Origin of the sequence: Dapis purpurea BLCC-M126 (assembly GCF_050015975.1) — a bacterium.
GTDB lineage: Bacteria > Cyanobacteriota > Cyanobacteriia > Cyanobacteriales > Microcoleaceae > Trichodesmium.
In genome coordinates, this window is the sequence record NZ_JBNHER010000188.1 from 1 (window position 1) to 13,129 (window position 13,129).

A 13,129-nucleotide genomic window follows, 5' to 3' on the forward strand; every position below is an offset into this window, starting at 1 on the left:
AGCCAGAGTTAATACTTTTTCTGAAGCACCCTGGCAGAACAGATGAATCGTGAAATTTTCTGACTATTAATTCTGGAGCCAGAGTTAATACTTTTTCTGAAGCACCCTGGCAGAACAGATGAATCGTGAAAAAATATCGTTATTCTTTAATTAAGTCAGTGCTCTACTAGAATTAAAAATAGCAATCAACGCCACACCAACATCTGCAAAGACTGCTTCCCAAATACTTGCCAACCCGACCATTCCCAATAAAATAAATAAACCTTTTACTCCCAAAGCAAAACCAATATTCTGCCAAACAATACGGCGAGTTTTTCTCCCAATCTTTATTGCTTCAGCAACCTTAGAAGGAGCATCCGTCATAATAACAACATCTGCAGTTTCAATTGCAGCATCGGAACCCATACTACCCATCGCCATACCAACATCGGCACGAGCAATAACGGGAGCATCATTAATTCCATCTCCAACAAAAGCAACTTTGCCATTATTTTGATGGAGTAATTTTTCAATGGCAGTAACTTTATCTTCTGGCAATAATTCTGCTTGATAATCATCTAAACCTAGATTTTTTGCTACCCGTTGAGCAACACTTTGATTATCTCCGGTTAACATTACAGTTTTTTCTACCCCCAAATTTTTCAAAGATTTAATTGCCGGAGCAGAATCTAATTTAATTTGGTCAGAAATTGTAATATAACCAACATATTTACTATTAATTGCCAAATGAACCGCCGTATCTCCCACATCACAAATATCATGTTCAATATCTTCTAAATGTAAGAGGCGATCGCCTCCAGCAATAACTGTTTTATTCCCAACTTTTGCCTTAATTCCACATCCAGCAATTTCTTGATACTCTGACACATCAGAATTATCTACTTTAGTGGAATTATATTTATAAACCGCTTGAGCAATAGGATGATTTGATAAAGATTCAACTTTGGCTGCCACTTCTATTAATTCTTGTTGAGTCAAGCCATTTTTTGTCACAATATCTGTCACCTGAAGTTGACCTTCTGTTAAAGTTCCAGTTTTATCAAAAACCACAGTTTTAATAGCAGCTAAATCATCTAAAAATGTCGAACCTTTAACTAAAATTCCTCGTTTCGCAGCTCCACCAACTCCGCCAAAGTAACCCAAAGGAATGCTAATTACTAATCCACAAGGACAAGAAACGACTAATACAATTAATGCCCGATTTATCCAATCAGCATAAGTCGCATCAGAGATAAATAGAGGAGGCAAAAGAGCGATCGCTAAGGAAATAAAGACAACGACTGGAGTATAGTATCTGGCAAAAGTTGTCATAAATCTTTCCGTTTTAGATTTCTTACTTTTAGCAGTTTCAACTAATTCTAAAATTCTAGCAATTGATGACTCGTCAAAAAGTTTAGTAACCCGAATTGTTAATACTCCTGTTTGATTAACCATCCCTGCTAAAATTATTTGTCCAACTGTGAAAAACTTAGGTATTGATTCCCCAGTTAAAGCTGAAGTATCAACTTGAGAATTGCCAGAAATAATTTCACCATCTAAAGGAATTTTTTCTCCTGGTTTAACAACTATTTCACTTCCAACCTCTACCTTTTCAGGAAATACTTTTTTCAGAGAATCATCAATTTTTAAATTTGCATAATCAGGACGAACTTCTAATAATGACTTGATAGAATTACGGGAACGTTTAACCGAATATTCTTGGAATGTTTCCCCAATTTGATAAAACAACATTACTGCTACAGCTTCAGGTAATTTATCAATAGCAATTGCTGCTAATGTTGCCACAGTCATTAAAAAATTTTCATCAAATATTCTACCTTTCAAAATATTTTTCCCGGCGCTAGAAAGTACATTCGATCCACTATATATATAGATAGGAATAAACACTATGTATTTCCCTATACCATAGGCAGTATTTTCTAATTGTTGATAGAAAATCAAACCTAAGATATAGATAATACCAACTGCAAGTAAAGGTAAAATTTCCTGTTTTAAATTGAAATATCCTATAGGTTGATTAGTCTGATTATGATTTTCTTCATGGTCACAGCTACAACAATAAGAATGATTATGATTATCCATTTTTTTTCCTAAAGCCAGATGATTTTTATGATCGATATTATAATCAATTAAATTGAAAATCAACCTATATATTATTTATATTTAAGATATAGCAATTCCCAGACTCGTTTGTTTTAGGGAATAGGAAGTAGTAATTCGGGAAACAGGGAATAGAAAAGAAGAAAAACAACTGTACCTCAGTAACCTGAAAAACGCTAGATTTCTATTTAAGATGCAGCAGTTTTATACTTCATTAAGGGACTTACGGTTTATTAATCTACCAATCAGATTTTGCGATTTCTTGAGTATAGCTTGTTTGACTGATACTTTATTTTTGCGCAAGTCCCTAAGTACATATATTTATAGTTTTAGGGAATAGGAAATAGGGAACAGGCAAAAAATATTCATTCCTTCAGTTGTACCAAATTAACCACCGAATTCGCTTTATCAAACTAAGATTGATAGAAAAATTAGTCACAGGAACAATTTAACTTCTAAATTCTGAATTCAGAATTTAGAAGTTAAATTCTAACGGTAATATAGATTTTGCCAACATTCCATGTACTCCCTTTTGAGGATTATTCACAACTTGAGTAATATGAAAATTCACTGCAAGGGAACACAAAATATAAGCATCTTCACGACTCAAACCAACAAATTTTTCTAACCAACTAATCATTTGCTTTAAAGCTAATTCAAAAGCAGCATCTAAAGTATTTCCAAATCCAAAAGAAATAATATCAGTAGATGTTTCTGCCATAGGAAAACTTATTTGTAAATCTTTTCTCAATTTAATCTGAATAGTACCATTCATTGAAGTTTCAATCGCCGTTACATTTATCTCTCCATCACCCTGTGCAGAATGACCATCCCCAATAGAAAATAAACCGCCCGGCACGAAAACAGGTAAAAATATTCGCGAACCAACTTGTAACTCTCGACAGTCAATATTACCTCCATAACTACCAGGAGGAATAGAACAACGTTCAGTATTTTCTGTAGCAACTCCTAAAATTCCAAAGAATGGTTGAAGAGGAATTTTCATCCCGCTATTAGGAGGAAATTCAGCAATTTTTTTCTCTAAATCTAATGGAATAAAATTTAATTTTGGTTCCATAAATTGTTCGGGTAATGCTCCCCACCCCCGACGAATAGAATTAAATCCTATCGGTAAACTAGGGTAAATATTTTCCAGAATAATTTCTAGTACATCTCCCGGTTTAGCATCATTAATATATATCGGTCCTGTTAATAAATGAGGACCCAGACCGACTTTTCTTTCTACTGGTAAATTATGACAAATTTCTAGAAATTCTGGAGTCAAAAAATATTCAGGTGCTTGGTCATAAAGATAGTAACCAGTATAAGTTTCTATATCTACACTATCTCCAGAATTAATTATTAATGCTGGAGATAGTTGATGTGAAAATCCTCCTAAATGAACAGTTTGACAGTTAGCTTTTAAAACGTGATGAGTCATTTTATTTGGTTTTAATATTTATCAATAGCAGGGAACAGTAAACAGTTGGAAAAACATTTTCGCTGTCTAAGATTCATCATCATTCTATAATCATAACTAATTATTTATTAGCTACAATATGGTTTTAAAAATTACGACAAGATAGTTTTTTTATTCTTTTATATTCTTTTATATTTCCTATTATTTACTGAAAAATAAAAATATAAAACTTTTTCTTTCAAGATAAAAAAAGTACTAGCATATTTCCTTATATTCAATTCCGTTACAGTTTTAATCATCGGTAATTATCCATTATCTATTAGTAAACCCATTATTATAAAATTCAATAATCTGTAGGGGTTTAGGTACTAAACCTTTGCTCTAAACCCTTACCCTTACTAAAGAATAAACCTGCTTTAAATCTTTTGCAGGGATTTTCACCCAACCTGAAAAAGCTAATAGCTAGTTCAAGATTGCTAAATTCAAAAATAACTTAAGCTATCTTAAATTATTTTAATATCTAGCATTTTTTTGAAAATAAATTGTAATTAATCATACTAACAATCATCCCTATAATATGTTTATCTAAAATTATGGAATTATACCTAAACTAAAAAAATGTTATTAAGTAAACTAGCGATAGTTGATTCTACTCTCCGAGAGGGAGAACAATTTTTTAAGTCAAATTTTTCTACAGGAGATAAAGTTGAAATTGCTAGGGCACTAGATCAATTTGGAGTAGAATATATTGAAGTAACATCTCCAACTGTTTCCCCTCAATCATATCAAGATTGTCAAAACTTAGCTCAGTTAGGTTTACAAGCTAAAGTTATTACCCATATTCGCTGCCATATTGAAGATGCAAAAATCGCCCTAGATACAGGTGTAGATGGTATTAATCTATTTATGGGTACATCTAAACTCTTACGTCAATTTAGTCATGGTAAAAGTATTGATGAAATTATTGATATAGCTGTAGAAGTTATTACTTTTATTCATCAACAAAATCCCCAAATAGAATTGCGTTTTTCCACAGAAGATTCTTTTCGTAGTTCCCTATCAGATTTACTACGAGTTTATTTAGCAATTAATAAATTAGGGATTGTCAATCGTTTTGGGGTAGCTGATACAGTAGGTATAGCCACTCCCCATCAAGTTTATCAATTAATTCAAGAGATGAGACAATGCTTTTCTGAAGATATAGAATTTCACGGTCATAATGATACAGGTTGTGCTATTGCTAATAGTTTTGCTGCTTTTGAAGCAGGAGTAACTCATATTGATACAAGTGTTTTAGGCATTGGTGAACGCAATGGTATTACTCCTTTAGCTGGATTAATTGCTCGTCTTTATACCCTCGATCCAGAAACTTTAAATCGAAAATATTCTCTATCTTATCTTCATAAATTAAATCAATTAGTAGCGGAAAAAATAGGAGTTTCTATTCCCTTCGATCATTGTATTGTTGGAGAAGCTGCTTTTAATCATAAAGCTGGAGTTCATACTAAAGCAATTCTGAATAATTCTAGAACTTATGAACCAATAAATCCCACTGATTTTGATTTGAATCGGTCAATTTTAATTAATCACAAACTAACAGGCAAAAATGGTATTGCACATCGCGCTCATCAACTAGGTCTAAATCTAGAAAGTTTTCAGATTCAAGCTATTACTCAGACAATTAAAAAATTAGCAGACAGGGAGAAAGTTACACTAGAAAATGTGGATGAAATTTTATTGTCATACCACCAAAATATTGGTTAAATTTTTTGGGTGAATATTTGGGGTAAATATAATTACCAAACTTGTAGCAATTTACAAGAGAGTCAAGTAAACCACTCAACTTAAAATCCCTCTTTTTTATGCTAATTCACTTAAATAAAATCGCTAATAATTTCACGCTGATTGTGTAAAATAATTCCCTGAAATAATTTTAGATAGTATCTTGACGGTATTGATTGAAAGTTTTCAGGCAATACTATTTTACCTTTTATTTTTATGAAACTGTATAAGGTAGATTTAGGATAATTAATCAATTTGGTTTAAAGTCTTCTATTTCATTTCAAGAGAAAAAGCGGTCGTTTTGCTGGCGCATAACTGCATTAACGGCTGTTGCCAACATGAATGCGGAGGTTTCCTCACCATATCAAATCGACCAAGAAAAGAAATTGTGATTTCCTGATCTCCAATTCCTTTACGGTTTTAACCAGAGCGAATTATCCATTATTCATTATCCATTATTCATTATCGATTATCCATTATTCATTATCCATTAATGAATACTTATGAAAAAGAATAGCTCTAGCTAAAGTATTAACAGACTCCTTTGTTCCCAGAGAAGAAAAACACCACTGAAAATCACAAAAGTAATTACTAACTGACGGAATAGTTGAGGACTAATTTTTTCTAATACTAAATGACCCAACCAATTTCCTGGAAAAGCAGCTATTCCTATGAGTATTCCATATCCCAAATAAGGCAAAGTTAAATTACCAAAAACTGCATAAGTGATTGCCTTAAAAATATGAACTACTATCCGGTTAACTGCTTGAGTACCCAATAATTCTTCTTTTTCCAAACCATAATTCAGGTAAAATGGTGCAAGTAAAGGTCCCATACTACCAATAATCCCTGACAAAAATGAATAAATAAAACCTGCTGGCAGGAAATACCATGCAGGAACAGTAAAAGATTTTTCTTGATTCTTAAGAATTAAATTTATCCCAGAAATCAATAGAAATAATCCTACTAAAAAACTCAGCCATCTTACGGGAATTTGGGTCAACATAAAAGCCCCTAAACAACCACCAACAATAGCACCAGGTAGTTCCCAACAAATGACTGTCCAGTTGATTTTTTGTCGATAAGCAACAGCACGTTCGGCGTTACCAATAATTGCTCCTATTGTAATAATTGGTGCGATAGCTATAGCTCCCAAAAAAAAACCAACTATTGGCATTAATAGAAATGAACTACCCCCACCTGCTAGGGTACTGACAAACCATCCGATAATACTTGCTAATGTTAACCATATATAGGTCATATTATTTTATAAATAAAAATTTTTTACTACGATTTTTCTTAGCTTGATTTTTGGATTTTAAATTTCCGAGAGGAGTTAAAATTAAATGAGGAGTTATAATTAAATAATATTCTCCAAAATCTACCAATAGAAACATTGAGTCAATTGAAGTAGATGGGCATCAATAAAATTGAAAACGAAAAATCAGAAAATGAAGCCAGAAAGTAATTTTTTAAAGCTTTTAACTGTTTTGAATCTTCGTCCCGATTTTATGAATAATTCAACCCACCTACTTAGTACTTTATAGAAAATCAATTTTTAACACCATTAATTAAGTTTTTACTTAATTAACTTTCTTTTTTAAGATATTAGCTATTCATAATATAACCCTTCTATTGGCACACCATCTTCATGTTTATTTTCCTTAGATTTTCCTGGTAGTGAATTGCCATCAACACCTATACGATTAACTGGAATTTTTTCTTTTTCTGCACCGACTCGTAATAAAACTAGAGGTTCATCTCCACAACTTTGAAAGTTGTAAAAACTACCTCTAGGAAGCAGAATACCTTGATTTCTGGTAAAAACTCCAACTTCACCATCTTTACCAAAAAATCTGGCTTTTCCTGCTAAAACAACAAAAGTATGATCCTCTCCTGGATGGGAGTGTAAAACATTTTCTCCCCCTTGAGCGTAACATTTAATTCTCACACTCATTAAATCAGTTTTAGCAAGAGTATAGTCACTCCTGCCTTTACTCAAAAGTTGAGTTTTAAGTTGAAAAACCTGTGGTTCTGGACTTTTATTAGAAGATTTTTCTGTCAATTCTTGATTAGCAACCATTCTCAGTGTTTTTTGAAGACTACACTACACTATAATTAATAATATCTCAGTTACCTGATAGCAAATGTGATAAAAGTATTAATTTTTTGCTTTGGCTAACTTAAAATTATCTGACCTATTACTATAAATTTTTTGGAATATAGTAAATCTTGATACAAAAACTAAATTATTTCAGAAAATTTTAAGGTTTCCTTGGCTGAAGAATCCCGCGCTCTCCCGTAGGGGAGCGTCGGGAGTATGTCAATATCACAACTAACCCATAATCCGAATTGTAGATTAATACAATCTAAACCAAATCATACATCACAAATTTCCAGGCACTACTATGACAAATGTTGTCTGCAATACACAAAAACATGGAGCAAGATTCCCTTGAATTAATATATCACGGGACTTACCCAGAGAGCACATATATAGCATTTAAAACTATAGCGCTATAGTTTTTGAACTTTATACATAGTACCTTTGCGTAAGTCCTGATATCACTACTTTTATGCAACAAAGCCATTTATCTGTACAAATAAGCTTGTCTCAGTTGCCGGACAATTTCCCCATGAACTTCACTGCGGATGCGGTTGCCACGCTGACATTGTTCCAATTTAATATTATCAACAAAAAACTTTACAGCCATATTAATAGTACTACTATCACGAGCGCCACCTATCGACACATCTTGCATCCAAATTCTAGGAGACTGCCAGGAAGCATAAGTTTGAAATCTCTCTTGTATCCATTTCCATAATTCTTCAGTATAATCATCCAATTTTGTTTCTGACAAACCCTGATTACCATTGATAATTTGCTGTAATAACTTGTTCATTCTCTTGATTAAAAAATCTATTTTTCTTTCCCACTCACTTTCTAAAACTTCATTATCTGTATCAATTAAATCTGGATCTTCTTGCCAGTTTCGATACCAACTTCTCAGCAAACTAATTAAAGCATCTTCATCCATATTCTGTGATTCTTGCAAATATAATGACTTTTGCCCTTTTTGTTTTTCTGATACTGTTTCCAACCCTACCATTCTCACTACATCTAAATAATAACCTTGAATTGCCCTAATTTCTCCCGAATCTAATCCCTCCATTTCCATAAACTTAATTTTACCAACTAACTCAGCGATCGCTTTCTTAACTTCTTCTAGCTTAACTTTAACTTTTTCCTCTGCTAGAAGACGTTGACGACCAGCTTCTTTTTTCGATGAAAGATTATCTTCACTGTCTAATAATTGATCTGTCATTCTGTAAAAACTTTCTATAGCTACCAACTTTTTCTTAATCTCTCCTAATGTATCTGGATGGCTCAAAATCACTTCTTCGATAATTTTGATAGCTTGATGGGGGTCACTGTCAGCCCTAATTGGTACAATAATTGTATAATAATAGCTAGAATTAGGGCGACTAAAATTAATCAACTTTTGACTTTCTAAAGCAGCATTAGGTACTAACAAATCGCAATGACTGTCAATTAAATATAAAGTTGTTAACCTAATTCCAATAGATTTAATTACAGCGATTGAGCCATCTTGTAAAGCCACAACATCACCAAATTGAAATGGTGTATCTACTAATAAGACCAAACCACTAAAGAAATTAGATAAAATATCTCTGAGTGCAAAACCGAGTACAAATGTAATACCACCAAATGCCACCCATAACCCACTTAAATCTATTCCTAATGTTTGGATGAATAAAAAGCCTCCTATCAAGTAGATGAGAATTGGTAGGGTATTTTTAATCAGGGGAACTAAGACATCATCCCAGTCTGCTTCTGTTTTTTCTGCATATTTGCTGAGAGAATAAGCAATTACTTGAGTAAATAACTGATTGATCAAATAAGTGATAACAGCAACAATTCCTGCTGTTAATAATCTTTCAATGAAAGGGAAATTTTCTAACAAATTTAAACTGTAAATTAATACTTTGAGAGCAGTTAGTACAAAAAGTATTAGTAGAGGAGTTTGTAAAATGTTTACAGTTAAAATACCTATTTCATTATTTGAACGGCGAAATAAAGACTTGAGCGCGGAAAATAGTACCATATATATAAATAATCCTAAAACTATTCCGATCGCTAAAAGTCCTCCCTGTTGGAGCCAAGGAAGTGAGTATATAGCTGAAGAATTTGATGTTTGTAAAAGTGTCAACATAGTCTAAATTAATTCCGATTCTTTTTTGAGGTTTCATTTCAGTTATCATTTATCAGTACCTCCTACTGAAGTAGGAGGCTTGAAATACTGAATTTTCTTTTTTATCTCCTTTAAAGGGGGAGGCTTGATACCTTTTTTCTGGTCAATATCTTGCCAAAAGGAACAATACCAGATTATACAATTAGGCCCCTGTGAATATTTCTTCGATTTTGGAAGACATTATTAATTTACCACAAGAAATATGGGAAGTTAAAGACAACGATAAACCTAATACCAGTTATCAATTATCAGTACCGACCTGAAGCCATAAGCTTGAAAGACTGAAGTTTATTGTTATCATTCTCTATCCAAGTGGAGGTTATTGACCTGATTTTTGGGTCAGAACTCAGAATTCAGGAGTCAGGAGAAATGGGAATTATATCGGAGATGTCTATCGGGACTTACACAAAATAGCAGTATAAAATAGACTCAAAGATAGACAGAGAGAGGTTTTTACGTCCAAAAGGTATAAATCCTTTATAAGCAAGGGTTTTAGCCATTTTTAGGGTGTTGACGTAATTCCCTTGTCTAGACTGACTTTGAAGCAGTTTTTATGCCAAAAAATGTCTAAGCACCACTATTAGACATCTCCAAAAATCCAAAATGAAATCAATTATTATCCATAAATTATCAATTACTTCTCCCTATTCCCTATTCCCTATTCCCTCTTTTCTGGAGATGTCTATTGAGTTAATCTCCGTACCCTTTGTTTCGACTGCTATAACTTCCCCCACTGCCAAACGACGACCATTAGCAAAATCCCAACCAGAAACGGCCTTTTTCCCCGCCAACTGTACCTGCCACAACAACAACCAACCAGTACCAGTTTGCACCACAGGTCCTAAACCCTTAATTACTTTGACAACCTCCCCGATATTTCCAACCACTTCAGATTCAGAAGACCAAACCTTCTCCAACTTCTGTAATTCCGGAGGCAACTCTGACCAATATTCAGCCCCCACAGGCACAGTTGCCATTACCTTCAAAGACTGACCCCGAAAACTGGTAAAGCAATTAGGAAAAAATCCTCTGACTTGGTTGTGAATATCTAAAGCGCTCCTCGACCAATCAATTTCATAATCAGAATTTTGAATCAGTGGAGCGTAAGTTGCCAGAGAATCATCTTGAGAAATAGCTTCAATTTCTCTTTCCTCCAACTTGAACAAAGTTTCCAGCAATAAATCTGCCCCATCCTTTGCCAAAATTTCCGCTATGGATACAGCATTATCCAACAAACCAATAGGAGTTACACTCTTCAATAACATTGGACCAGTATCCATTCCCACATCCATCAACATCGTAGTATTGCCCGTTTCCGCCTCGCCATGATAAATAGACCACTGAATAGGAGCAGCACCACGATATTTTGGCAAAATCGAACCATGAACATTCACACAACCTAACTTCGGCATATCCAAAATTTCTTTAGACAAGATTTGTCCATAAGCAACTACGACAAATACATCTGCTTGTGCTTGTCTTAATAAGTTGAGAGTTTTAGCATTTTTTTTAACTCGGCGCGGTTGCCAGACAGGGATATTATGGGCAACTGCCACTGACTTAACTGGAGATGGAATGAGTTTATTGCCTCGCCCGCGTCTTTTATCGGGTTGGGTGACAACTGCCACAACTTCTATTGTTGAATGGGTTAATAATTTTTCTAGAGTAGGAACAGCAAATAGAGGTGTGCCAAAAAATATTATTTTCATCACAAAAGTAATTAGGAAAATTATAGATAAATTTAGTATACTTAAACTTGGTGTCTTAATATGCAAAAACTAAGACGTTATACTATTTTTTTACAGAAGGAATGAGGAACCCTATGAATAAATTTATATGAAATACGTTAATGTTTGCTACCAAAGATTGATAGGGAGATGGGGAGATGGGGAGATGGGGAGATTGGGGGATGGGGGATGGGGAGATTGGGAGATTCGTATATTTGCAGAATTTTTTGTACTTCATAATTAGAAGCTTTATCTGATGCTTTATTCGTGCCAGAATTTTTCGTATTTTATATTAGTATACTTATGGTTGGTGTTTGACCTGTAGAAACTAAGACGTTATAGTAATTGAACTCTATACATATACTATACTGCTTTATTGTCGTCTTCCGGCTGATTCCTTCTTCCTTCTGAATATGTACCTGAGACATTTACATTTACGACAGTTTAGAAACTATCGAGACCAGCAAGTTAAATTTGATGCTGCTAAAACAATTTTGGTCGGAGATAATGCTCAAGGAAAATCTAATCTACTAGAGTCAGTAGAATTACTTTCTACTCTTAAGTCTCACCGAGCAATTCGCGATCGCGACTTAATCCTAGATAGCAAACCAGCAGGTCAAATTCAAGCATCTTTAGAAAGAAAACTGGGAAATATTGACTTGACTCTAACTCTGCGGAGTCAAGGTAGACGTACTATAGCAGTTAACGGTGAAACTTTACGTCGCCATCTCGACTTTTTAAGCATTCTGAATGTAGTTCAGTTTTCTAGTTTAGATTTAGATTTGGTTAGAGGTGGACCGGAAGTTCGTCGTCATTGGTTAGACCGACTTTTGGTGCAACTTGAACCTGTATATGCTCACATTCTCCAGCAGTATAATCAAGTTCTGCGGCAGCGAAATGCCTTGTTAAAGAAAATCCGCCAGCAAAAGATAGCAGCAGAAAGTCTTGGTTCCTTATATTCTATTCCTGCTCAAGAGTTAGCTTTGTGGGATGCTCAGTTGACAACTATTGGATCGCGAGTAATTCGGCGACGACAACGAGTTTTGCAGAGGTTAGCACCTTTGGCGAATGAGTGGCATCATGCTATTAGTGGGAGTAAGGAAGTTTTACAAATGGAATATTTAGCAAATGTAACTGTTGATAGTAAAGAGTTAATTATTCAGGATAGTTTGGAGGGAGTACGTCAGGCTTTTTTAGAGAAAATCAAGACAAGAGCGATCGCCGAACAATATCAAGGCACTACAGTGGTAGGTCCTCATAGAGATGATGTAACCTTTACTATTAATGATACTCCTGCACGACAATATGGTTCCCAAGGTCAGCAACGCACTTTGGTATTAGCTTTGAAGTTAGCTGAATTACAACTTATTGAGCAGGTGGTCGAGGAATCACCTTTATTGTTATTAGACGACGTTTTGGCGGAATTAGATTTGCATCGACAAAATCAATTGTTAGAAGCAATTACTGATCGTTTTCAAACTTTGATTACTACTACTCATTTAGGATGTTTTGATGGTCAGTGGTTACAAAATACTCAAATTCTTTCGGTACATTCGGGGAAGATTAGCTATTTCTTTGATTTTTGATATCAAATCCGGTTAAATACTTATTATATGGTTGGGGAGATAGGGAGATGGGGAGATGGGGAGATGGAGACCAACCCCTAACCACTCTCCGGTGGGGAATTTAGCGAGATATCTATTACAGCGCTTTTCAGTTGAGTAGACCACAAAACTGTTGTAGGAGTAAGGAGTAATGAGTAAGGAGTAATGAGTCAGTATCATTGTGGTTTATTAATATGAAAACCGCTGTAAAGTAATTGAAAA

Annotated in this window: 9 protein-coding genes; 3 read left to right on the top strand and 6 right to left on the bottom strand. The window is 34.2% G+C overall.

All coding sequences use genetic code 11. The features are described 5' to 3' along the window. Positions 1–150: 150 nt before the first annotated feature. Together ACP6PL_RS16520 and ACP6PL_RS16525 are read right to left on the bottom strand one after the other, a co-directional pair. Positions 151–2,082, bottom strand: a complete 1,932-nt coding sequence (locus ACP6PL_RS16520; protein ID WP_426546357.1) for a heavy metal translocating P-type ATPase — start codon at positions 2,080–2,082, stop codon at positions 151–153. 493 nt (positions 2,083–2,575) lie between these two features. After that, on the bottom strand, positions 2,576–3,541 hold the full coding sequence (locus ACP6PL_RS16525) for an acetamidase/formamidase family protein (RefSeq protein ID WP_426546358.1): 966 nt from the start codon (positions 3,539–3,541) through the stop codon (positions 2,576–2,578). Positions 3,542–4,138: 597 nt separating this feature from the next. Here ACP6PL_RS16525 and lysS point away from each other — a divergent pair. Continuing rightward, a complete protein-coding gene (gene lysS / locus ACP6PL_RS16530; RefSeq protein WP_426546359.1) occupies positions 4,139–5,284 on the top strand; it encodes a homocitrate synthase in 1,146 nt (381 codons plus the stop codon). 541 nt (positions 5,285–5,825) lie between these two features. On the opposite strand, the gene ACP6PL_RS16535 is transcribed toward lysS, so the two are convergent. The 4 genes from ACP6PL_RS16535 to fmt form a co-directional block, all read right to left on the bottom strand. Continuing rightward, complete coding sequence (locus ACP6PL_RS16535) at positions 5,826–6,563, bottom strand: sulfite exporter TauE/SafE family protein (protein WP_426546360.1); 738 nt, start codon at positions 6,561–6,563, stop codon at positions 5,826–5,828. A gap of 351 nt (positions 6,564–6,914) precedes the next feature. After that, complete coding sequence (locus ACP6PL_RS16540; protein WP_426546361.1) at positions 6,915–7,385, bottom strand: cupin domain-containing protein; 471 nt, start codon at positions 7,383–7,385, stop codon at positions 6,915–6,917. 508 nt (positions 7,386–7,893) lie between these two features. Beyond that, positions 7,894–9,537: a mechanosensitive ion channel family protein gene (locus tag ACP6PL_RS16545; protein WP_426546362.1), complete on the bottom strand. Its 1,644-nt coding sequence runs from the start codon at positions 9,535–9,537 to the stop codon at positions 7,894–7,896. A 683-nt stretch (positions 9,538–10,220) separates the two neighbouring features. Then, complete coding sequence (gene fmt / locus ACP6PL_RS16550; protein ID WP_426546365.1) at positions 10,221–11,285, bottom strand: methionyl-tRNA formyltransferase; 1,065 nt, start codon at positions 11,283–11,285, stop codon at positions 10,221–10,223. A 127-nt stretch (positions 11,286–11,412) separates the two neighbouring features. Here fmt and ACP6PL_RS16555 point away from each other — a divergent pair, with 127 nt between their 5' ends. Further along, positions 11,413–11,547, top strand: coding sequence for a hypothetical protein (locus ACP6PL_RS16555; RefSeq protein ID WP_426546363.1), 135 nt, complete (start codon positions 11,413–11,415; stop codon positions 11,545–11,547). 169 nt (positions 11,548–11,716) lie between these two features. Continuing rightward, positions 11,717–12,889 carry a DNA replication/repair protein RecF gene (gene recF / locus ACP6PL_RS16560; protein WP_426546364.1) on the top strand — a complete coding sequence of 391 codons (1,173 nt, stop codon included), beginning with the start codon at positions 11,717–11,719 and terminating at the stop codon, positions 12,887–12,889. Positions 12,890–13,129: the final 240 nt, after the last annotated feature.

Bases quoted from the DNA above. Each gene is read 5' to 3' on its own strand.
- ACP6PL_RS16520 (WP_426546357.1), bottom strand. From the start codon at position 2,082: ATGGATAATCATAATCATTCTTATTGTTGTAGCTGTGACCATGAAGAA.
- ACP6PL_RS16525 (WP_426546358.1), bottom strand. From the start codon at position 3,541: ATGACTCATCACGTTTTAAAAGCTAACTGTCAAACTGTTCATTTAGGA.
- lysS (WP_426546359.1), top strand. From the start codon at position 4,139: ATGTTATTAAGTAAACTAGCGATAGTTGATTCTACTCTCCGAGAGGGA.
- ACP6PL_RS16535 (WP_426546360.1), bottom strand. From the start codon at position 6,563: ATGACCTATATATGGTTAACATTAGCAAGTATTATCGGATGGTTTGTC.
- ACP6PL_RS16540 (WP_426546361.1), bottom strand. From the start codon at position 7,385: ATGGTTGCTAATCAAGAATTGACAGAAAAATCTTCTAATAAAAGTCCA.
- ACP6PL_RS16545 (WP_426546362.1), bottom strand. From the start codon at position 9,537: ATGTTGACACTTTTACAAACATCAAATTCTTCAGCTATATACTCACTT.
- fmt (WP_426546365.1), bottom strand. From the start codon at position 11,285: ATGAAAATAATATTTTTTGGCACACCTCTATTTGCTGTTCCTACTCTA.
- ACP6PL_RS16555 (WP_426546363.1), top strand. From the start codon at position 11,413: ATGAAATACGTTAATGTTTGCTACCAAAGATTGATAGGGAGATGGGGA.
- recF (WP_426546364.1), top strand. From the start codon at position 11,717: ATGTACCTGAGACATTTACATTTACGACAGTTTAGAAACTATCGAGAC.